This window comes from Aeromonas sp. 11P (assembly GCF_051920165.1).
Taxonomy (GTDB): Bacteria; Pseudomonadota; Gammaproteobacteria; order Enterobacterales; family Aeromonadaceae; genus Aeromonas; species Aeromonas veronii.
The window spans coordinates 1,930,692-1,951,555 of record NZ_JBQBDJ010000004.1 but is presented as its reverse complement, the minus strand read 5'-3'; the positions used below and the strand labels follow the sequence as shown (position 1 = coordinate 1,951,555).

General features: G+C 59.9%; 22 protein-coding genes. 10 read left to right on the top strand and 12 right to left on the bottom strand.

All coding sequences use genetic code 11. The features are described 5' to 3' along the window. Nucleotides 1-2 precede the first annotated feature (2 nt). The 5 genes from ACTG1P_RS08860 to ACTG1P_RS08840 all read right to left on the bottom strand — a co-directional run bounded on the left by ACTG1P_RS08860 (nucleotide 3) and on the right by ACTG1P_RS08840 (nucleotide 5,509). Nucleotides 3-2,213 (bottom strand): chemotaxis protein CheA, encoded by a 2,211-nt coding sequence (locus tag ACTG1P_RS08860; RefSeq protein WP_440001046.1) that lies wholly within the window; start codon nucleotides 2,211-2,213, stop codon nucleotides 3-5. Nucleotides 2,214-2,235: 22 nt separating this feature from the next. Beyond that, on the bottom strand, nucleotides 2,236-2,562 hold the full coding sequence (locus ACTG1P_RS08855) for an STAS domain-containing protein (protein ID WP_440001045.1): 327 nt from the start codon (nucleotides 2,560-2,562) through the stop codon (nucleotides 2,236-2,238). Nucleotides 2,563-2,575: 13 nt separating this feature from the next. Then, nucleotides 2,576-2,944, bottom strand: coding sequence for a response regulator (locus ACTG1P_RS08850; RefSeq protein WP_005338778.1), 369 nt, complete (start codon nucleotides 2,942-2,944; stop codon nucleotides 2,576-2,578). Between the two features lie 9 nt (nucleotides 2,945-2,953). Then, nucleotides 2,954-4,168 carry a methyl-accepting chemotaxis protein gene (locus tag ACTG1P_RS08845; protein ID WP_076493850.1) on the bottom strand — a complete coding sequence of 405 codons (1,215 nt, stop codon included), beginning with the start codon at nucleotides 4,166-4,168 and terminating at the stop codon, nucleotides 2,954-2,956. A 252-nt stretch (nucleotides 4,169-4,420) separates the two neighbouring features. After that, nucleotides 4,421-5,509, bottom strand: a complete 1,089-nt coding sequence (locus ACTG1P_RS08840) for a ketoacyl-ACP synthase III (RefSeq protein ID WP_129504613.1) — start codon at nucleotides 5,507-5,509, stop codon at nucleotides 4,421-4,423. Between the two features lie 226 nt (nucleotides 5,510-5,735). Between ACTG1P_RS08840 and ACTG1P_RS08835 the strand changes: the two genes are divergently transcribed. The 3 genes from ACTG1P_RS08835 (at nucleotide 5,736) to ACTG1P_RS08825 (ending at nucleotide 9,418) form a co-directional block, all read left to right on the top strand. Then, on the top strand, nucleotides 5,736-6,704 hold the full coding sequence (locus tag ACTG1P_RS08835; RefSeq protein ID WP_440001044.1) for a LysR family transcriptional regulator: 969 nt from the start codon (nucleotides 5,736-5,738) through the stop codon (nucleotides 6,702-6,704). A gap of 102 nt (nucleotides 6,705-6,806) precedes the next feature. After that, complete coding sequence (locus ACTG1P_RS08830) at nucleotides 6,807-7,415, top strand: LysE family translocator (RefSeq protein WP_440001043.1); 609 nt, start codon at nucleotides 6,807-6,809, stop codon at nucleotides 7,413-7,415. A gap of 143 nt (nucleotides 7,416-7,558) precedes the next feature. After that, nucleotides 7,559-9,418 (top strand): peptidase U32 family protein, encoded by a 1,860-nt coding sequence (locus ACTG1P_RS08825; RefSeq protein WP_440001042.1) that lies wholly within the window; start codon nucleotides 7,559-7,561, stop codon nucleotides 9,416-9,418. Nucleotides 9,419-9,486: 68 nt separating this feature from the next. On the opposite strand, the gene ACTG1P_RS08820 is transcribed toward ACTG1P_RS08825, so the two are convergent. Both ACTG1P_RS08820 and ACTG1P_RS08815 read right to left on the bottom strand, forming a co-directional pair. After that, nucleotides 9,487-9,960, bottom strand: a complete 474-nt coding sequence (locus ACTG1P_RS08820; RefSeq protein WP_440001041.1) for a methylated-DNA--[protein]-cysteine S-methyltransferase — start codon at nucleotides 9,958-9,960, stop codon at nucleotides 9,487-9,489. Beyond that, nucleotides 9,957-11,501 carry an AlkA N-terminal domain-containing protein gene (locus tag ACTG1P_RS08815; RefSeq protein ID WP_440001040.1) on the bottom strand — a complete coding sequence of 515 codons (1,545 nt, stop codon included), beginning with the start codon at nucleotides 11,499-11,501 and terminating at the stop codon, nucleotides 9,957-9,959. Before ACTG1P_RS08815 ends, ACTG1P_RS08820 begins: the two co-directional genes overlap by 4 nt. Nucleotides 11,502-11,908: 407 nt before the next feature. Here ACTG1P_RS08815 and ACTG1P_RS08810 point away from each other — a divergent pair, with 407 nt between their 5' ends. The 6 genes from ACTG1P_RS08810 (at nucleotide 11,909) to ACTG1P_RS08785 (ending at nucleotide 15,774) form a co-directional block, all read left to right on the top strand. Continuing rightward, complete coding sequence (locus ACTG1P_RS08810) at nucleotides 11,909-12,298, top strand: type IV pilin protein (protein ID WP_005343572.1); 390 nt, start codon at nucleotides 11,909-11,911, stop codon at nucleotides 12,296-12,298. Between the two features lies 1 nt (nucleotide 12,299). Continuing rightward, nucleotides 12,300-12,719 carry a GspH/FimT family pseudopilin gene (locus tag ACTG1P_RS08805; protein WP_440001039.1) on the top strand — a complete coding sequence of 140 codons (420 nt, stop codon included), beginning with the start codon at nucleotides 12,300-12,302 and terminating at the stop codon, nucleotides 12,717-12,719. Continuing rightward, nucleotides 12,716-13,108 (top strand): type IV pilus modification PilV family protein, encoded by a 393-nt coding sequence (locus ACTG1P_RS08800; RefSeq protein WP_120414906.1) that lies wholly within the window; start codon nucleotides 12,716-12,718, stop codon nucleotides 13,106-13,108. Before ACTG1P_RS08805 ends, ACTG1P_RS08800 begins: the two co-directional genes overlap by 4 nt. Beyond that, nucleotides 13,102-13,662 (top strand): PilW family protein, encoded by a 561-nt coding sequence (locus ACTG1P_RS08795; protein WP_440001038.1) that lies wholly within the window; start codon nucleotides 13,102-13,104, stop codon nucleotides 13,660-13,662. The genes ACTG1P_RS08800 and ACTG1P_RS08795 overlap by 7 nt, the downstream gene beginning before the upstream one ends. After that, nucleotides 13,659-15,278 (top strand): DUF7305 domain-containing protein, encoded by a 1,620-nt coding sequence (locus ACTG1P_RS08790; protein ID WP_440001037.1) that lies wholly within the window; start codon nucleotides 13,659-13,661, stop codon nucleotides 15,276-15,278. The genes ACTG1P_RS08795 and ACTG1P_RS08790 overlap by 4 nt, the downstream gene beginning before the upstream one ends. A gap of 94 nt (nucleotides 15,279-15,372) precedes the next feature. Next, on the top strand, nucleotides 15,373-15,774 hold the full coding sequence (locus ACTG1P_RS08785; protein ID WP_440001036.1) for a glyoxalase/bleomycin resistance/dioxygenase family protein: 402 nt from the start codon (nucleotides 15,373-15,375) through the stop codon (nucleotides 15,772-15,774). 119 nt (nucleotides 15,775-15,893) lie between these two features. Here ACTG1P_RS08785 and ACTG1P_RS08780 read toward each other — a convergent pair whose 3' ends face one another. The 4 genes from ACTG1P_RS08780 to ACTG1P_RS08765 all read right to left on the bottom strand — a co-directional run bounded on the left by ACTG1P_RS08780 (nucleotide 15,894) and on the right by ACTG1P_RS08765 (nucleotide 19,483). After that, a complete protein-coding gene (locus ACTG1P_RS08780) occupies nucleotides 15,894-17,372 on the bottom strand; it encodes a carboxypeptidase M32 (protein ID WP_440001035.1) in 1,479 nt (492 codons plus the stop codon). 138 nt (nucleotides 17,373-17,510) lie between these two features. After that, complete coding sequence (gene smrA / locus ACTG1P_RS08775; RefSeq protein WP_440001034.1) at nucleotides 17,511-18,092, bottom strand: DNA endonuclease SmrA; 582 nt, start codon at nucleotides 18,090-18,092, stop codon at nucleotides 17,511-17,513. Nucleotides 18,093-18,279: 187 nt separating this feature from the next. Then, complete coding sequence (locus tag ACTG1P_RS08770) at nucleotides 18,280-18,459, bottom strand: DUF3149 domain-containing protein (protein ID WP_005338733.1); 180 nt, start codon at nucleotides 18,457-18,459, stop codon at nucleotides 18,280-18,282. A gap of 136 nt (nucleotides 18,460-18,595) precedes the next feature. Next, nucleotides 18,596-19,483, bottom strand: coding sequence for a TraB/GumN family protein (locus ACTG1P_RS08765; RefSeq protein ID WP_440001033.1), 888 nt, complete (start codon nucleotides 19,481-19,483; stop codon nucleotides 18,596-18,598). 88 nt (nucleotides 19,484-19,571) lie between these two features. Here ACTG1P_RS08765 and ACTG1P_RS08760 point away from each other — a divergent pair, with 88 nt between their 5' ends. Beyond that, nucleotides 19,572-19,904, top strand: coding sequence for a DUF1904 family protein (locus tag ACTG1P_RS08760; protein ID WP_181223292.1), 333 nt, complete (start codon nucleotides 19,572-19,574; stop codon nucleotides 19,902-19,904). A gap of 91 nt (nucleotides 19,905-19,995) precedes the next feature. On the opposite strand, the gene ACTG1P_RS08755 is transcribed toward ACTG1P_RS08760, so the two are convergent. After that, nucleotides 19,996-20,823: an SDR family oxidoreductase gene (locus tag ACTG1P_RS08755; protein ID WP_421267292.1), complete on the bottom strand. Its 828-nt coding sequence runs from the start codon at nucleotides 20,821-20,823 to the stop codon at nucleotides 19,996-19,998. Nucleotides 20,824-20,864: the final 41 nt, after the last annotated feature.

Sequence of the window (20,864 nt, the reverse complement as noted above, 5' to 3'; positions counted from 1 at the left end):
CCTCAGTTGATGCTGGATTGAGGCAGGTTGCGCGACACTGTCAACCTGTTGAGCTGACAGGATTCCTGAGTGATTGCGTGCTGGATCAGCGAAGGAATGTCGAGGATAAGGGCGACCTCTCCCCCCCCCAGAATGGTTGAGCCACTGATGCCCTGCAGGCGCTGGAACAATTTCCCCAACGGTTTGATGACGGTCTGGAATTCTCCCAGCAGTTCATCCACCACCAGTCCGGATTTTTTGCCTGCATGGCTGACCACGACAATGTTCTCGCGCCGCCCCTTGCTGCCATTGGTATCGAAGTAGTGTTGCAGGCGGATAAAGGGCAGCACCTCGCCACGCAAATTGATGTAATTGCGACCCTGGGTATCGGACAGTGCACTCTGGGTCAATTCAACGCACTCGATCACCATATCGAGGGGAATGACATAGTGGGTGTCGCAGACTCTCACCAGGAAGCCGTCGATGATGGCAAGGGTAAGTGGCAGGCGGATCTGCACACGGGTTCCTTTTCCCGGGATGCTGTCCAGATCGACTGTGCCGCGCAGGGCAGTGATGTTGCGTTTGACGACATCCATGCCCACCCCGCGACCGGAGAGGTTGGTTATCGCCTCGGCGGTAGAGAATCCCGGCTCGAAGATCAGGTTGTATATCTCCTGATCCGTCAGCGTGGTGGTTGGGCTGATCAGACCGCGCTCGATGGCTTTTTGCTGGATCCTGGCTTTGTTGAGACCAGCTCCATCATCCCGAATTTCGATGACGATACTGTTGGAGTCGTGATAGGCATTAAGATTCAGGGTGCCACGGGGGGATTTGCCTGCCAGCAGCCGTTGCTCTGCCGATTCGATGCCGTGATCCATCGAGTTTCTGACCAGATGCATCAGCGGATCGCCGATCTTCTCTACCACCGATTTGTCCAGTTCAGTCTCGGCTCCGGAGATCACCAGAGTGATATCCTTGTTCAGTTCCTGACTGACATCGCGCACCACCCGCTGGAAGCGGTTGAAGGTATCGCCGATAGGCACCATGCGCAGGCGCAGTGCACTGTCGCGGATCTCTTCCACCAGCATGGCAATGACCGAGGTGGCTTCCTGCAGTTGGCTTTCACGGGTGCGTTGGGCCAGCAGATTGGCTCCTGAACTGGCGACTACCAATTCCCCGACCAGATTGATCAGATCGTCCAGCTTGTCGGCATGCACCCTGACGTAACGGCCCTCTTTGCTCTTGCTCTCCTTGGTCTGGTTCTGTTTTTTCAGGGCGGCATCGACGACGGCTTCGTTGACGGCACCCTGCGCAATCAGGATTTCTCCGAGTTTGGGCGCTTGTTCTGCCGGGGTCGCTTGTTGTGTCTGTAGACCGCTTGCTAACTCCTCTGCGGTCAGGGCGCCGGTGTTGACCAGCAACTGCCCCAGCATGGCGTTATCTTCCGGCAGCGACTCGATCAGGTTGATGAACTCGGCGATCTTGCTGTGGGGTGGCAAGATGGTGATCTGGCAGTCATCTCTAACAAATTCAAAGACATCGCTGATGGCCGCCTTGTCTGCCTGAGAGTCGAAGTCTATCTCGTAGCCGAGGTAGCAATTCTCCGGATCGAATTGTTCCCAATCCGGTAGCGCCTGATGGATGGTCTCCACCGAGCATATGGTTCCTAGTGTGCCGAGATAGCGCAGAAATGCGGCCGGATCCATGCCATTGCGCAGCACATCGGGGCCAAAACGCAGGGAGATATGCCACAGGGAGGCGGAGCTGGTAATCCCTCCCTCTTTTTCGATCTTGGGTTCCGGCGTATGTACAGTATCTGGCAGCGTGGCATGGGGGACGCACTGATGACGGGTGAGGGTGAGCCTCAGCCGTTCATCCTGGTTGGCATCGCCATCGCTTAACGTGCAGCCCTGTTCTGCAACGACACTGATGAGCGTCTGGATATGGTCACAGCTCTCCAGCAGATCCTTGATCAGAGGAGAAGTGACGGTGAGCTGCTGATTGCGGATCTGGTCGAGCAGATCCTCGACGATATGGGTAAACCCGACGATTGGTTGCAGACCAAACAGGCCAGCCGACCCCTTGATGGTATGAGCAGCACGGAAGATGGCACCAATCAGCTCGCTATTGTCAGGGTCAGATTCCAGTGATAAAAGGGCTGACTCCATCTCTTCAAGCAACTCGCGTGCCTCGGCGATATAGGTTTGTAAAGCCTGATCAAGATCGATGCTCACGGTGACTCCTTGTCATGGTGGCTCAGGGCCGTTCGCCATGGGTGATGAGGGTGGGGTCGCCAAAAAAGGCCGAGAGCTGGCAGAGCTCCAGCAGTTCAAGCACAACATGGCTGTGCCAGACCAGCGCCAGGGAGGAGCCTTGCTGCAGAGCGGTTTTCTTCGCGGCCAGCAGCAATTGCAGCCCAGCGCTGTCTATCTCGGATACCGCCGCCAGATTCAGCTCCAGTTCGTTCCCCTGATGCAATAAGGGCGAGAGAGCATCTTTCAGCTCGCTGACTGCATAAATGGTGATCTCGTCCGGCATGGTCACCACTACCTTGTTGTCGAGTAGCTCACTCTGTAGTTGCATGATGTGCTCCGGATCACGGCATGATGAGCTTGGCGACTGCGGCCAGCATCTGTTCGGGCTGGAAGGGTTTGACCACCCAGGCTTTGGCCCCCGCGGCTTGTCCCTCCTGCTTCTTGCTGTCCTGAGACTCGGTGGTCAGCATGATGACAGGGGTAAATTTGTAGTTGGCCAGCTTTTTGGCCTCTTTGACGAAGGTGATGCCATCCATGTTCGGCATGTTGACGTCACTGATGATCAGGTTGATCTTCTTGCCATCTAGTTTGTTGAGCGCATCTTTGCCGTCAGAGGCTTCCATGACCTCATAACCGGCTCCCTTGAGGGTCATGCCCACGACTTGGCGAATAGTTGCCGAGTCATCCACGATCAGGATCGTTTTGCCCATATATCTCTCCTAGAAAAATGTGATGTCGGCGCTGCTTGGTTGCGCGTTGACAGAACGGGTGGTGCGACCATGGTGAATATTGCGCTGTTCGTCGGTGGCGTATGAGAGTTCCATCTCTGCCAGCCAGCGATTGGCATCGATCTGGATTGGCCCTGTCGCATTGCTGCTCTGCTCCGAAGCAACCAGATGGCTGGAGAGGCTCTCCATGTTTTGTCTGACGTGGCTGAGGATCTGGCTGACCCTGTCTTGAAATTGCAGCGAGACAATGACGCTGGAGATTTCGCGATGGATATCGGTGCTCTCGTTTTGCAGCAGGGAGGCGGATTCCGCCAGGCTGTCAGTGGCATGGCGAAAACGGGCCAGCACCTGTTCGATTGTCTGCTCCGAATTGAGCGCCGAGGCGTGATCCCGTGCGGCAGCATTTTCGGCAATCTGGAAGGCGCGACCGATAGCAGTATTGATGGTATCCACCTTGTCGGTCATCTTCTGGGCGGTTTCGCTGGAGAGGCGGGAGAGGTTACGCACTTCATCAGCGACCACAGCAAAGCCACGGCCTGCTTCCCCTGCACGAGCCGCTTCAATGGCGGCGTTGAGGGCCAGCAGGTTGGTCTGGGAGGCGATTTTGGCCACATCCATGGCCATGGTGTTGAGCTCTATGGTGTAGGTGGTCAGGCTTTTTATCTCACCCAGCATGGCGTCCCGATTGGCCTGGGCGGAGTGCAGGATGGCAACCACTTCATTGAGCTGCTGCTGGCTTTCGCTTAAGACTCCAGCCATGCCACGGGAATTGGCATCACCCAGTTCTCCCGCTGCCAGATGAGAAGCATTGACAGCTTCTTCCAGCTTGTTGGCCAAGCCGCTGAAGCGTTGAGTCAGGTCAATCATCGCGGCTTCGGTTTGTTGACGAGAGCTTTCAATTTGCTGGGACCAGATGGGGAGTGCCTTCTCGCACACCTGTTCGAGCCCGATGATGGAGTGGGCGAGAGGATCGGTTGCGACGGTTTGTTCCTCTCCTGCACGATGTCGGAGTGTGTGCTGGTGGAAGTGACTCGATGTCCAGAGCGCGGCAGCAATAGCAACCAGCACATTGAGCAGCAGGTAGAGAGGTGACAGCGCATCGGCGAGCTGCAGCAACAGGCAGCTCAGCAGAGCAAGCCCGATGCAGCAAATCCAGCAAACCGGTTCCCAAAGCGGTGTGTTCACGCCACTTTTGTGTTGTGCCATACGTAGCTTATCCCTGTGCAATTATTTGGTAAGAGGTGAAGGCGCGGGACCGAAACAGTCATGGTGCCCCTTGACGCTCTTTTCTTTATTTATAGTTGGCACAATAAGGTTAGCGGAAAAAAATTAATTGGCTGCAAATCGGAGTTGTTTGTATCAGCGATTACCGTATCAAGCGGCTTGCGAGGTGGGGGCAGAGCCAGGTGGGGATGAAAAGGAGAGAAGGAGCCTGAGGATTCAGGCTCCTGATGAGGATCAAGCCTCGTTGGCGTGAGCCTTCTGGCACCCTTCGACGGCGTGAGCAATCAGTTCCAGTGCGCTCTGGTCGCACGGTGGCAGCTCGGCATCGCACTTACTGATAGGGGTAACACGATCGCCCCACTTGATGATGGCGGCACCCCAGGTCAGGCCGGCACCGAAAGCGGCGGTCAGCAGATAGGAGTTCGGCTTGACGCGGCCCTGCTCCAGCGCTTCGCAAAGGGCGATGGGCACGGTAGCTGCGGAGGTGTTGCCGTAGTTTTCGATGTTGACCATCACCTTCTCCATCGGCGCATTCATCCGCTTGGCGAGGGTCTCGATGATGCGGATATTGGCCTGGTGCGGCACGATCAGGTCGACCTGCTCCGGCGCAATACCGGCCTGCGCCAGCACAGTGCTGGTGGCCTCACCCATGCCGCGCACGGCGCGTTTGAAGATCTCCGGCCCTTCGAAGTTGAAGGTGAATAGCCCATCGATATCGGCAAAACGCACCCGATCGGTACCGAAGTTCGGTACGTGCAGGATCTCCCGCGCTTCGCTGTCGCAGCCCAGCTTGTTGGCGATCAGGCCACACTCCTGCTCGCTTGCCTCGATCACTACGGCCCCGGCACCATCGCCAAATAGCACGGCGGTATCGCGGCGCGCCCAGTCCAGCAGGTAGGTGAGGCGCTCGGCGCCGATCACCAGCACCTTCTTCATCATGCCGGTCTGCACCAGCGAGGTGGCGACGGAGAGGGAGTAGACGAAACCGGTGCAGGCGGCGTTGAGGTCAAACACGGCGGCGTTGACGGCGCCCAGTTTCTTCTGCACCGCAGAGGCGGCACTTGGCAGCAGGTTGTCCGGGGTTGCGGTCGCCAGGATGATGCCATCGAGATCGCTCGCTTCCAGACCGGCGCAGGCCAGCGCGCGGCGACCGGCCAGGGTGGCGAGATCCGAGGTGCTGACATGGGAGATCCGGCGGGCCTTGATGCCGGTGCGCGGATAGATCCACTCGTCTGACGTATCCATGATGGTGCTGAGGTCATCGTTGGTCAGCACGGAGGGAGGCAGGCATTTGCCCCAGCCGGTGATATTGGCGTATTTCATCTTGTTACCGTTTCTTAAAGTGGATCGCCCGCGGGCGGAAAATCGTGCAATTATGCCGTACGAGACAACCACTGTCATCTTGTGGTCATGGTTATGTGCGGGGGGATCTGCTGTGCCATCTGGTCGCAAAGGGCTGCAACGCGCTGAACATGGCAGGAAATTTTGCTTAAAACGCGGGACTCCTCTGCCCTAAGATAGGCGTTTCGCCACCGATGAGGGTATCTCCTTGCTCAGAGCCAATCTCAACTTGTTGCCGACCCTCAAGGTGCTGCTGGAGACCCGCAATATCAGCCGCGCCGCCGAGCTGTTGCACCTGAGTCAGCCCTCTATCAGCAAGCAGCTTGCCCAGTTGCGCAGCGAGTTTGATGACGAGTTGCTGGTGCGGGAGGGGCAACGCTGGCTGCTGACGCCGCGAGCCGAAGCGCTGGCCGCCCAGCTGGCGGATTCTCTCGGTGCGCTGGAGCGGCTCTACGAGGCCCCCGGGTTTGACCCGAGCCGCTGCGAGCGGGTATTTCGGCTCGCCTCCTCCGATTATGTGGCCCAGCATATCCTGCCCGATATCTGTGCCGCGCTCGCCAAAGAGGCGCCGTTGGCGGCGCTGGAGTACAGCCTGTGGGACAAACGTCAGCTGCCGCAGCTGTGGCAGTCCGAGCTGGATCTGGTCTCTACCATCACCGAGCAGGTACCGGAGCAGATCCGTGGTCTGCATCAGGGGGAAGATCGGCTGGCGGTGCTGATGGGACGTCACCATCCGCTGGCAGGCAAGGCGCTGAGTCTCGATGACTATCTCGCCTGGCCTCACCTGCAGGTGAGTGGCGGTGGTGACAAGGACAGCCCGGTGGAACAGGTGTTGGCGCCGCAGGGACTGAGTCGGCGCTGGTTTGCCCGAGTCCCCTTCTTTCAGGCGGCGGTAGAGGTGTTGCTGCGCACCGATTGCCTGATGACCACTCCGGCTCATATCGCCTGGCAGCTCTCCTGCGGCCATGAGCTCACCTTTGTCGATCTGCCATTTGCTACCCGCGACCAGCAGTATCATCTGCTGTGGCATCAGCGCCACCATCAGGATCCGGCCCACCGCTGGTTTCGCGAGCTGGCCTACCCCTTCCTGCGGGATCACCTGCAACGTACCGTTGGCGAGAGTCGAAAGCTGCTCGATCTCGGGCGATTAGCCCCAGTCAGTTGTGTGGTGCCATAGCCATTGGTTATGGAATCTATTCATAACTTTCACTACTGGCATAATGGCTCAGCCCGTACCCTGAATGCAGGTCATCATATCGAGCATATAAAGAGGAAATGCATGGAACTGACGAGTTGGCTGGCACTGGCCGCAATCTGCGTGATGGGCGCCATCAGCCCGGGGCCGAGTCTGGCGCTGATCATCCGCAACACGGTGCAGGGCGGGCAAGGGCACGGCGTCGCCACCGCGCTCGGACACGGCCTCGGGGTTGGTATCTATGCGCTGGTCACCGCACTTGGCCTCTCCATTCTGATCACCCAGACCCCTATCCTGTTTGATCTGATCCGCTACGGCGGTGCTGCGTTTCTTGCCTGGCTTGGGGTGAAAGCCCTGCTGGCAAAACCAGCCAGTGGTGACGCGAGTGAAGAGGTTCACCAGCTGCGCGGTCGGCAGGGGGCCTTTGAAGGTTTTATGGTTGCCTTCCTTAACCCCCAGCTGGCAGTTTTCTTCATCGCTCTGTTCAGCCAGTTTGTGCGGGCCGATACCGGCTGGAGCGAAGGGGGCATCATGATGCTCACCGCGGGCGGGATCGACGCAGTCTGGTACGTGTTGGTGGCGCTGGTGCTCTCGCGTGGGCCTGTACTGGCTTGGCTTAAAGCAAAATCCTTTGTGATCGACAAGGTGAGCGGCTTGGTGCTGCTTGGGTTGGCCTTGAAGGTGGTGCTTTAGTCCTCTCGTGGGCGATCTGTTGCTGGCAATCAAGGTGGTTCTCTAATCCTGCATTTTTTGGATACCTTAAGCGGGATCAAGGCACGCGGGTGGTGAATGGGCTAGAGTAGCGCCCATTTGCTGTCCGCCCTGATCCCGAGACCATGCACCAGAACAAGCATCCGTTAAGCCACAACAACCGGTTGGAGCTGCTGGCTCCGGCCAAGAACCTCGCCTACGGCATCGAGGCCATCAACCATGGTGCCGATGCCGTCTATATGGGCGGCCCTGCCTTTGGCGCCCGCAGTGCGGCGGGCAACTCCATCGAGGATATCGAAGCGTTGGCGCGCCACGCCCATCGCTTCGGAGCCCAGGTCTTTGTCGCCTTCAACACCCTGCTGCACGATCACGAGCTGGAGCAGGCCCGGCGCCTGACCCACCAAATTTACGAAGCTGGTGCCGATGCGCTCATCGTCCAGGATATGGGGCTGCTGGCGCTCGATCTGCCACCCATCGCGCTTCATGCCAGTACCCAGACTGACAACCGCACGCCGGAGAAGGTGAAGTTTCTGCAGGATGTGGGCTTCTCTCAGGTGGTGCTGGCGCGCGAACTGTCTCTTGCGCAGATCCGCGAGATCAGTGCCGCCACCAATGTGCAGCTGGAGTTTTTTATCCACGGCGCGCTCTGCGTCTCCTATAGTGGCCAGTGCAATATCAGCCATGCCCGTACCGGCCGCAGCGCCAACCGTGGCGAGTGTGCCCAGCTCTGCCGTCTGCCCTGCTCACTGCAAAAGCCGGACGGTGAAGTGCTGGTGGCCGACAGCCATCTGCTGTCGCTCAAGGATATGGATCAGACAGACAACCTGGAGGTCTTGATCGAGGCTGGGATCCGCTCCTTCAAGATTGAAGGGCGCCTCAAAGGACTCGACTACGTCAAAAACGTCACCGCCTGGTATCGCCAGAAGCTGGACGCCATTCTCGATAGTCGCTCCGATCTGGTCGCCGCCTCGGCGGGTCGTTGCAGCTACAGCTTCACGCCTGACCCCAAGAAGAGCTTCAACCGTGGCAGCACCGACTATTTCCTCCATGGCCGCCAGCAGGGGATCGACTCCACCAAAAGCCCGAAATATGTGGGTGAACCGCTGGGACGGGTCACCAAGGTGACCCGTGACGGTATCGAGATCGACGGCAAACAGGTCACCCTCAACAACGGCGACGGTTTGGGCTTCTTCAAGCCGAACAACGAGCTGGTGGGGATGCGCCTCAACAAGGTCGAAGGTAAGCAGTTACTCCTGTCAGAACGCATGCCTGGGCTAAAGGTGGGGACTGAAATCTACCGCAACCACGATCAGGCGTTCAGCAAGATGCTGGAGAAGGCGAGCGCGGATCGCCGCATCCGGGTCGATATGGTGCTGGCTGAGTGCGATGAGGGCGTGATCCTCACGCTCACCGACGAGCAGGGCATCAGTGCCGCGGTGACGCTTCCCTGTGACAAACAACCTGCCGACAACCCGGAGCGGGCGCTGCAACAGGCGCGGGATCAGCTTGGCAAACTCGGCAATACCCTGTTTGTGGCGCGCAAGATTGAGTTGGCATTCACTCACCCGCTATTTATCGCCGCATCACAGCTCAACGGTTTGCGCCGGGATGGCATCGCTGCGCTGGAGGCGGCACGCGTGGCGAGCTACCAGCGCCCCGAGCGACGCATTGCCCTGCGGGATATCAACTATCCCCAGCACCGTCTCTCCTACCTTGGCAATGTGCTGAACAGCGCGGCCGAGCAGTTCTTCCGCGAACACGGGGTGGAGCGCATTGCCCCTGCCTATGAGGCGAACAAGGAGGAGCGGGAAGTGGTGCTGATGATCACCAAGCATTGCATCCGCTATAGCCAGAACCTCTGCCCGAACGAGGTGCCAGGTCTCAAGGCCGAGCCGCTGGAACTCAAGATGGGTAAGGACACCTTCCGCCTGCGTTTTGACTGTAACCGCTGCGAAATGCATGTGATGGGCAGCCTGAAACGCTGATCAAACAGCCCCTTTCTCCATCTGGAAAAGGGGCAATTTTTTATCGCAGGTTCTCTGCCTACCCTCCTTTAATTGCCCCTCTCCAGCGCCAGCAGCACCTTTTTAATCTCCAATCCCCCCGCATAGCCGGTCAGGCTGCCGTTTTGGCCGATCACCCGATGGCAGGGGACGATGATCGAGAGCGGATTGCGGCCATTTGCTGCGCCCACAGCCCGAACCGCCTCGGGCTTGCCGATGGCACGGGCAATATCGCTGTAGCTGCGGGTTTCGCCATAGGGGATGTCGCACAACGCTTGCCACACCGCCTGCTGAAAGGCGGTACCACGGGCGGCAAGGGGCAGGGAGAAGCGCTGCAAGCGACCGGCAAAATAGGCGTCAAATTCGGCGAGGAAGGGGGCCAGTGCCCCGTGATCTTGCTGCCAGCCACTCATATCGGGCAGTGCCCGCAGGCCCGCCACAAAGTCCACGTGTACCAGACCAGATTCATTGATGGCGACCAGCAGATCGCCACAGCGGGTCGGCAGGATATCGTAGCGGATCATGGGGTTATCTCCTGTTGTGGGTTATCTGGCTGGTTTTCGTTGCCAGTGGCACGGAGTAGCAAATCGGGCGCTTCACTCATGGCGTGCCACAGCCAGCTGGCCGCATAGCTGCGCCACGGCTGCCAGGCGGCGCTTTGCGCCAACACCTCCTTCACCGGCAGCTTGGTGCCACCCCCCAGCGCTTTTTGCAGCACCAGATCGGAGGCGGGGAAGGCATCGGTGTCCAGCCCGCAGCGCAGCCGCCAGTACGAGACCGTCCAGGGGCCTATACCCGGTAGCGCCAGCAACTGCTCGTCACTGGCCGTAGTGAGGGTCAGCTCACCGCTGGCCAGTGCTTGTGCCACTCCCCGCAGGGTGCGAATGCGGCTGCCGGGCATGCCGATACCGTCGAGATCGAGTTCGCACAGCTGGGCGGGGGTCGGCAATTGCGCCACCCCGAATTGCGCCTCGGTACGGGCTACCAGTCGCCCGAGTATGGTGATGGCCCCCTTGACCGAGACCTGCTGGCCGACGATGGTGCGCAGCATCACCTCGTATTCGTCCCAGCCACCTGGCAGCCGTACGCCGGGCCAGCGCGCCTGCAAGCTGGCGAGCAGCGGATCCTGACCGAGCAGATCGCCGATCCGCTGCATATCGGCATCGAGATCCCACATCCGGCGCACCCGATAGAGCAGATCGGGCAGTGCTGCGAGCGGCAGATCATGGACGGTAAGCTGCAGGCTATGCCCCTTGCCCTGCGCGATGCGCACCAGCGCGACCTGATCGCCGACCCGGTAGCGCCGCTCATACACCTCGCCATCTACCCGCTCCAGCCCGGGGATCGCCCGCAGCCGGTAGAATGCCAGCATGGCCGCCACGTCATACGGGGGGCGATAGGGCAGTTGCAGCGTCAGGGTTGCGCCGCGGGGCTGCGTGCTCATGTGCTCTGGCGCGTCATCGTGCTGCTCCTGTTGGCGCAGGGTGCGCGGGGCCAGTCCGTAGGCGTTGAGCCAGGCGTCATTGAAGCGGCGGATGCTGGCAAAGCCGGCGGCAAACGCGATGTCGGTAATGGGCAGCCCGGTTTCGGTCAGCAGCCTTTTTGCAAGCAGCAGGCGGCGTGTCTGCTCCACCTGTTTTGGCGAGGCGCCGAGGTGCTGCTCGAACTGGCGGCGCAGGGTGCGTTCACTTATCCCGGCCTCTTCGGCCAATTCAGAGAGCGTGCCGTCAGCCAGCTCGCCGCGATCGATGCGTGCCAGCAGACGTGCCAGTTCAACCGGCAGATCGCCAAGGGCGGCGGGGGCCAGCTCGGGGCGGCAGCGCAGGCAGGGTCGCAGCCCATACTGTTCGGCGGCCGCTGCGCTTTGGAAGTAGCGCACATTATGCTCGTGCGGTGGCCGTGCCGGGCAGACTGGCCGGCAGTAGATGCCGGTCGAGAGCACGCCGGTAAAGAAGCGGCCATCAAAGCGAGCGTCGCGGGCGAGCCGTGCGGCGTGACACTGTTCGCGGCTGAGGGTGTTGATCACCTCATCCGGTGACGACTCAGGGCTGGGCTTTGCATTCATGGTGTTGGCGGCTTTGCTGGAATAGATGGTAAGAGAGTAAGGGGGCTCAGGGGCTGTGACTAGCCAGAAACGGACAGGGATAGCAAAAATTGGCCGAAGTTTTTTTACTCTTTCATTGCACGGCCGGGTTTCACTCTTCGCTCCGTTGTTGTCCATGTATCGCGGCTCGGCAGAAGGGGGCATAACGGACGGGTCGGAGGCACGATTGGCTTAGCTTTATTTGCTTAGCGAGATTAGTGGCGACGAAAACTGCTTAAAAATTAATAACAGATCACATAACTATCTTTTTTACATTGAGTGTGGCGATTTTGTGTTGTTCAATTGAGTCAGTTAATTTTTGGTGATTATTAAGTCATCGGATCTGCGGCCCAGGGCCGACCAATAACAACACTTGCCAAGGATGATAAGTGAACGACTGTAAGGCATGGCCCCATTGCCGGGGGTTTAGTCTGATCGAGTTGTTGATCGCCATGACGGTTGTCAGCATTCTCGCGGCCATCGCGTTGCCAGCGTATCAGGGTTATCTGCAACAGGGACGTCGTTACGAAGCACAGCAGCAATTGCTGGAGCAGGCGCTCGCCCTCGAACGTATCTATACCCAACAGGGCCGTTATCCCGACACGTTTGCCACCCCTTCCAACACGGATTTCTACCAGTTCAGCTACAGCCAGCAAGATGCTGGCGATTACCTGCTCAAAGCCATTCCAACGACGCGACAACAGGATGAGTGCGGCACCCTGACCCTCGATCAGACCGGTTATCGCGCGGCCAATCGCCATGACTGCTGGGGATCATAAGATGAATGTGCGCGGATTTACCCTGATTGAGTTGATGATCACGGTCGGCATCGCTGCCATCTTGCTATTGGTCGGGTTGCCCTCCATGAGCCAGCGCCTCGCGGCCGAACGGCTCGATCGCAGTGCGACCGAACTCGCTTCAGCCTACCGCTTTGCCCGCAGCGAAGCGGTCAAGCTGACCCTGCCGGTGGTGCTGCAGGGCACCGAGAACGGTGGCTGGGAGGTGATGGCTGACAGCAAGTTGCTGCGTCAGGCGGCAGCACCTGCTGGCGGAGTGGTGATCAAGCCGTTTGACCCGATCCGGATCGCGCCAACCGGCAGCAGCAGCTACGCCGAGATCATTCTGGCCAATCGCCTCGGTGAGCAGCGGGTGCTCTGCGTGGCCCCGAGCGGCCAGCTGCTGCAAGGGCGCTGCTCATGAGACACGCCGCACTTGCCCGCCAGCAGGGCTTCAATCTGGTGGAGATCATGGTCTCCATGGTATTGGCGGTGATGGTGTTTCTCGGTCTCGCCAAGGGGCAGGTGGTCTCGTTGCAGCAGGCGCATTACAGCTTGCAGAGCACGCTGGCCACGATCGAGGCGAGCAACAGCGTGGAGCAGATCTGGAGTTCGCTGTGCGAAGTGCAGCGCAAGCCTGAGCGGTTCACCCAGGCCGATTTTCTTGCCCGCTTCACCCTGCACGAGGGCCACCGGCTGGTGCTACCGAACCGTTATAGCGACAACTTTGTGGTCGCTATCGAGTGGCAGGATGAGCGGGTCTCCGGCGCCAAGCGGGTGGAGCTGAACGCAGGATTTCCGCCTTTATGCTGAGCGTCCTCTCACGGCAACGAGGCGTCAGTCTCGTCGAGCTGATGATCTCCATGGTGCTCGGTCTGATGCTGATGCTGGCGATTTTTGCCGGTTATGCCCCGATCAAGAGCACGGTCGAACAGAGTAAGGCACTGGAGCAGGCGAACGAAGTGCTGCGCTTTGCCACCCTCACTTTTACCAACAGCATCAAGCAGGCGGATCAGCTGATAGCCGTGACCCCTGATCGCCTGACGCTGGCCTTCAAGGTAGAGGGGGGCAATCAGGTGCTCTCCTGCCTTGGCAACCAGAAAACCGCCGATTTTACCGAGCAGTACCGCTTCACGCCGCCGGTACTCAGTTGCGATGACGGAGATGGCCCGCGCCTGTTGCTTGCCCATCTTCAGGATCTTGAATTCGGCCAGCAGGGTGCACTGGTCAATATCCGCATCTTGCCCGAAGGGCTGCCGAGCTATCTGGCACCGGGAGTAGAGGTGCAGGTGGCCCGCCGCAAGGCGGTCTGGGCGGCAGCGTTGGCCACATCCGGTGCCAACGCCACAGCAGGGGGAGCGGGATGAACAAGGGATTACAGGGGCAGCGGGGAGCCGTACTGCTGGTGGTGCTGGTGGTGAGCCTGCTGTCGAGTCTGCTGGTGTTTACCAGCATTCAGGAGAACCAGTTGCAGACTCGCCTGAGCGGCAATTTTCACAAGAAGATCAATGCACAGCTCAGTGCCGAACAGGGGATGAACGAGAGTTATCGAGCCCTGCATCAGGCCCTTGGCGCTGAACCACGGATAGAGTGGGCTCAACTGGTGCAGAAGGTGCCAAGCAAGGGCGAAGGGGCCATGGCGGGCAGCCGCTTCAGCATAGATCAGCTGGATGCCTCCGCCGGGAGCAAGCTGGCGTTGCAGAGCCATGGCCGCTATCTGGAGGGAAATGCCAGCCTTAATGCCCTGTTTGCCCTCAAGCGTGAGCCCGGCAATCTCATCTTTCAGGATTCGGTGGTGGCGTGTGAAGGGTTGAGCCTCTCCGGTAGCGGTTTTATCGACAGCTACGACTCGCGCAAGGGCAAATATGGCGGCACCAACATTAACCAGAATGCCAAGGTGGCGACCGTCAGTGACAAGGCCAATGTAGTGCTCGACGGCAATTCGCCAATTTGGGGCGATGTACGGGCGACCGGCTCCGTGACCCTGAACGGATCTTCTCCCATCTCCGGCAACGTGAATGCCGGGAGCGACGTCATTATCTCCCCCTCTTCTGACAAGATTGTCCGGGTCTCCGGCAATGTGAAAGGTGGCGGTAGTTTGACCCTGAAAGGGGGGCGCATCGGTGGTCAGGTGGCGGTCAATGGCAATGTCTCCATGGATTGGGGTACCAGCATCGACAGCGGCAAACTCAGTTATGGCGGTGCGGGCAGTTTTAACGATCAGGCGAACCAGAAGTATCTGGATCCCCAATACCGCACTCATCCCAAGCTACCGCCTGTTGCCGGGCAGGTGTGCGACCCGCTCAATGTGACCGCGTTGCCGAACTCTCCCAAGCTGGCCAATCTGCCGCTGAATGGCCCGTTGACGCTTGGGGCCACCCAGCAGATGGTGCTGACCACGGATCCCTCCACCGGCTCGGTCACCAGCAGCAACCAGCATAAGCCCGGGCTGCCGCTACCCGGCAAGGGGGAGCTGTTTGGCAAGGAGCAGACCGTTTACAAGCTCGACAGCCTCAATATGGGAGCCGATGCCAGTCTCACCATCAAGGGGGATGTGGTGCTGCTGATCGACAAGGATTTCACCATGACTGGCAGCAACAAGTTGACGGTGAGCGAGGGGAGCTGTCTGACCCTGATCGTCAGCGGCAAGGTCGATCTCGGGGCCGGTGCCGAGGTGACGGCAGCCAAACAGGGGCTGACCGCTGGCGGTACGCCCGCTATCTCCATCTATTCCGCGTATAGCGGCAAGGATGGGATCAAGCTGTCGGGCAATACCCCGCTCTATGCCGCCCTCTATGCCCCGCTGACCGAGATGAAGATCAGCGGAAGTGGCGGTTTGTACGGGGCGGTGCGTGCCAAGCACCTGACCGAGAGCGGTGCGGGCGGGGTGCACTATGACGAGGCGCTGGGCATGGCAGATCTGGGGGACGATCAGGGGCCGCCTCCGACACTGGCACTGCGGCAATGGCACTTTGTGCAGTGAGGCTGGCGAGACGCTAAAAAGGATCGAATGGGGCGCGCAACTGTGAGATGGTGGAGATCTGTCCACCCAGTCGTTCACTGTTGAGGAGTGCTCCATGCCTGGCCCCGCTCGCGCCGGTGCCCTGATCTATGCCAAGGATCCGGGCCTGCTGACCCACTTTTATCGTACCCTGCTGCAGATGGTGGTCTGCAGTCAGGATGAGCAGTTGGTAGTGCTGGAAAACAGCGATATCCAGCTGCTGATCCACGCCATTCCCGAGCCTTATGCCGGGCAAGTCGTTATCAAGAGTCCGCCAGCGCTGCGGGAAGAGGGGGCTATCAAGCTGTTCTTCACCGTCTCCAGCCTCGCCTGGGCAGAAGCGAAGGCGGCGGATCTCGGCGGCGGCCTGCTGCCACAGCAGTGGACGGGGCCCGGCTTTGTGGTGCGCAATGCCTTCGACCCTGAGGGCAATATCCTGCAACTGCGCGAGTTGCTGGGTTCCCCGGACCCCCTCTGAACCCTCTCTTTTTACAGCATTGCCGTGACGGCGTGCTGTGCCATGCACCGCCATAAAAACGGGGCCCTGTAGTGGTTAACTAAAAAGGGCCCCGTTCTGCTGTTAGCTTACTGCGCTCATTACTTCAGGTAACGCTGTTCCAGATGCTGGCGCAGCCAGTGCGGGTTGAGCGCTTCACCAGTGGCGCGGCGCACCAGCTCGTCGGTGCTGTGCAGGCTCCCCTGTGACCAGATGTTGCGCCCGAGCCAGCCGAAGATCTCCGGCAAGCGGCCCGCTGCGATCACCTCCCCCATGCTGCCCAGCTCTTTCTCGAGGGCAAAACGCAGCTGGGCGGCATACATGGCGCCCAGGGTGTAGCTCGGGAAGTAGCCGAACGAGCCGTCGGTCCAGTGAATATCCTGCATGCAGCCATTGCGGTAGTTGCCCGTGGTGGAGAGCCCCAGCCACTGCTGCATCTTGGCATCCCACAGCTCGGGGATGTCGGCCACCTCGATCTTCCCTTCCACCAGATCGCGCTCCAGCTCGTAGCGCAGAATAACGTGGGCCGGATAGGTCACCTCGTCCGCATCGACCCGGATAAAGCCCGGCTCGACCCGGCTGTAGAGCTTGGCCAGATTGTCCGGTGCAAATGCCGCCTGCTCGCCGAAGTGGTGACGAATGCGTGGCGCCAGCAGTGTGAGGAAGGCCGGATGATGGCCCAGCTGCATCTCACAAAACAGGCTCTGGCTCTCGTGGATCGCCATGGAACGGGCCTCGGCCACCGGCTGACCCAGCAGATGACGAGGCAGCCCCTGCTCGTAACGGGCGTGACCGGTCTCGTGCACTATGCCCATCAGGCTGGAGACAAACTCCTGCTCGTTGTAGCGGGTAGTGATCCGCACGTCGGTCGGCACGCCGCCACAGAAGGGGTGACTGCTCACATCGAGGCGACCGTGGGCGAAATCAAAGCCGAGCTGTCCCATCACCTCCTGACCGAGCGCCTGCTGGGTCGGGATGGGGAAGGGGCCTTGCGGCAGCAGCAGGGCATCGCCCTTCTGCTGTTCACTCACGGTCTGGATAAGAGCCGGCAGCCAGCTGGCCAAATCGCCGAAGATCTGATCGAGCCGTGCGCTGGTCATGCCCGGTTCATAGAGCGCCAGCATGGCGTCGTAGGGGCGCACGCCAAGCGCATCGGCCCGCAGTTGCGCCACGTCACGGGAGAGTTTCACCACCTCCTCGAGATTGGGAGCAAAACCGGCCCAGTCGTTGTTCTTGCGCTGGCTGCGCCAGGCGTGCTCGCACTTGCTGCCAGCGAGCGACAGCGCTTCGACCAGCTCACCGGGCAGCAGGCTGGCATCTTGCCACTGGCGCTTGATTTCGCCGAGATTGGCCCGTTGCACTTCATCGAGCGGTTCGCTCTCGGCCTTGGCAATCCAGTCGCCCAGCTCGGGAGCGGTGCGCTTTTGGTGGATCAGCAGACCGAGTTCTGCCATCGCTTCGGCGCGGGCATCGTTGCCCCCTTCCGGCATCATGGCCGCCTGATCCCAGCCGCAGATGGCGGCGAGGTGGCTAAAGCGGTGGATCTGCTGCTGATGTTGTTCAAGCTTTTGATATGACATGGGATTGTCCTTGTTATCGTCCCTGATGGTATGCCGCCCCGTACCTGGCATGATCGGGGCCGTTCGATGCTAACACCGCCGCTGCATCGTTGACCACCTTCACGCAGGCGGGTCAAAGGCGTGGGGGCGAAACGCGGATTAGCCGAGCCGCTTCTGGTGCCGTTCGCGGTTTTCCGCTTTTTTGCGTTCGCTTTTACGCAGCAGCACATAGAGGGCACCACTCCCGCCGTGGCGACGCTCGGCGCTGTGGATCGCCATGACGGCGGGCAGTTGTGGCAACCAGGCGCTGACATAGCTTTTCAGCAGGGCGCGCGGGGTGCTGCGCTCCCCCTTGCCGTGCAGGATCAGCAGGCAGCGGATATCCCGGGCTTCACAATCCGCAATGAACTGCACCAGCGTCTGGCGCGCTTCGTTGAGGGTTTTCTGGTGCAAGTCCAGGCTGGCCTGCAGCTCGTATTTGCCGAGCCGCAGCTTCTTGTAGACCCCCTCCTGCACCCCATCACGCTTGAAGCCGACGATTTCGTGCGGATCGCGCATCTCGATGGCCTCCATGGTGAGGTGGTCGAGGGCCAGTTGCTGCGCGGTGGCAGCCTGGCGGCGAGCGAGCTGCGCCTCGGTCGGGGCGGATTTGGCCGCATGGGGATGGATGTTGTCGCTGCGAATGGGCCGCACGTCGGCCACTTCATTCATAAATAGCGAGAGTTCGTCGTTATGAGACACGGCAGGCTCCCCATAAGAAAAAGTGGGGGCCATTATAACGGCCGCAACCGGCACAGAAAACGGGGGAAGGGTCAGGGGATAAGGGGCACCCGGCATGGACACTGCAGCAGTCTGGCCCGGGAATCACCGCCGCGAACCATAAAACAGCACAGGCGGTCAGTGTGAACTGCCGCCTGTGGTCAGAGGATTACTTGCCCTCTTTGGGCTGTTGAGAATGGGGTTGCTGTGAATGAGGCGGTTGCGAGTGCATCACCTTGTAGATGAAGTAGGCCGCGTAAGAGCTGATGAGCAAGAAGGTGCCGATAATCACCAGCATCGACATCAATCCCACGCTGTTGCCAAACATCAGGTCCAGCCAAAAGTCCATTTTATTGCTCCTGTCACCCGGTTGATGACAGGCATGATAAATACCTCTTTGCCCCGTCCGGGATGATCCCGATCAACTCCCTTGCAGGTTGTTTAATAACCAGCGCGATCTGTGATCGTTCTCACTGGACTCCTTGCTACCGAGCCTGCACAGGGCCCGGTGTGGTGAGCGGGGTAATGCGCCACCCTTGTTGCTCCAGCAACGCCAGCAACCCCTGTTCGCCGTAAAGGTGCAGGGCGCCTACCACGATAAAGCTCTCGTTGGACAGGGTGGACCATTTTTTCAGCCAGTTGTGGTTGCGCTCGGCCAGCAGGGTCTGCTCCATCCAGCTCTGTAGCGCGGGCGGGGCCATCTCCTCCTTGAGCAGATTGATCAGCGTCGCCTCATCTCCCTGCTGCCACGCCTTCATTACGGCGGCGAAACCTGTCTCCAGCATCGGCAGCTCATCCAGGGTGCTGGCGAGCATCAGGGTCTGGTTGTCACCCACGCTGGCCAGATAACCGAGCTGCTCCAGCAGGGTTTCAAAGCCCACCACCGGTTTGCCCTCTTTGGCGGCCCGGGTGGCAAAGTGCTGGTCTATCCCGAGTTCACTGTTGAAGTCGGAGCGGGCCATGGCGGTCTGGGTCAGGGTAATGGCGGCAAACCAGGGGCGCAGGGTGGCGAGGGTCGCCTCGTCGATGCCATAGCGGGCACCTGCCATCAGGGTGCGTTGATAGAGCTCGGCAGGCAGATGATCCTTGAGCGGCTTGCCATCCACCAGTCGGGTGAGGGAGCCGGTCTGTTGCCACTGATCCGGCGTGATGCTGTTCATGTCCACCTCCATCACCAATGCGCGACTCTGCAGCCAGGCACGCTCCACCGGCTCGGGCAGAGGATAGAGGGAAGGCTTGCCCGCATGGATGGAGCCCAGCAACCAGTGTTGCTGGTTGCCCTTGCTCACCCGATAGAAGGCGGGATCGGCAAAGGCGTGCAGCGGTAGCAGCAGGCAGAGCAGAAAGGCAAAGAAGGTGCGATGAAATCTCATGGGGATCCTTAATGTGCGCCGGGTGACTTCTCTTGCTGACAATAACCCCTATGATAAGTCCTCATTTCAGATAACCAAGAGGTTTGCCATGCCCCATCTTCGTTTTCGCGCCGTGACGCTCGATACCCTGCAACAGGTGAGTGGCCCGCTGCTGGCCGAGCTTTGCGAGCTGACCGGTGGCAAGCCGGAGTTTGTCACCATGGAGCGGGTGGAGAGTTGCTGGATACGCAACGGTGAGCCAGAGACGGGTTTTCCGTTTGTCGAGCTGCACTGGTTCGAGCGGCCACAAGAGATGCAGGACGCCGCCGCGCGCCTTATCACGCGCCATTTGAAACGGGTGCTGGGGGAGCAGATCTATGTGGTGGTGCAGGTGATCCCTTTGGTCAAGAGTGCCTACTACAGCAATGGCGAGCACTATTGAAGAGAGGGACAAACTAGGTTGGCAGATTGGATTACGCCGCTATACAGCTAACCCAATCCGGGCGGCAGGATGTTTGCCGTCCATCACGGGATCAGGCTGATTTGGCCAGCAGTTTGTCGAGCCAGCGAGTGGGCAATACCCGTCGCAGGAAGGCAAACAGCCGGGTCGGAGTGGTCACCGGATAGCGTGCCTTGGGATGGGCGTGGGTCAGCGCATGGAGCAGCGGCGGGATGCAGGCTTCGCTTGGGAGGGTAAAGCCGCTGGTGGCCCCCTCTTTTTCCAGCCGCGTCAGGGTCTGGCGGTAGGCCGACTGATGACGGCTCTGGGCCGGATCGATGTGGCGCAAGAAGGCGCTGCGGGCATTGGCACGAAAACGGGTATCGATGGGGCCCGGTTCAATCAGGCTGATATGTACCCCGCTACCCGCCAGTTCGAGGCGCAGGGTATCGCTATAGCCTTCCAGCGCAAATTTGCTGGCGTTGTAGGCGCCGCGATACTTCATGGCAACCAGTCCCAGCACCGAGCTGTTCTGCACTATCCGCCCCTCTTTGGCCTCCAGCATCGGCGGCAGCACCTGACGGATCAGATGGTGCCAGCCAAACAGGTTGGTATTGAACTGCTCCCTGAGCGCTTCGGTGGGCAGATCTTCCAGCGCCCCGGGTTGGCCATAAGCGCCATTGTTGAACAGGCCATAGAGGCGCCCGCCTGCCAGATGGAGCGCCGCACTGGCACCCAGCTCGATGGAAGCAGGGTCCGCCAGATCCAGCTGTACCGCCAGCAATCCCTGTTGCTGCAGACGGGTCACATCTTCCGCCTTGCGCGCCGAGGCGATCACGGTAAAACCGTGCTGCCCCAGCGCCTGTGCGGCGGCGAGGCCAATACCGCTGGAACAACCGGTGATCAGAACAAAACGGGGCATGATGGCGTCCTTGTGACTGCTGATAAAAGCGTGTGGGCTGG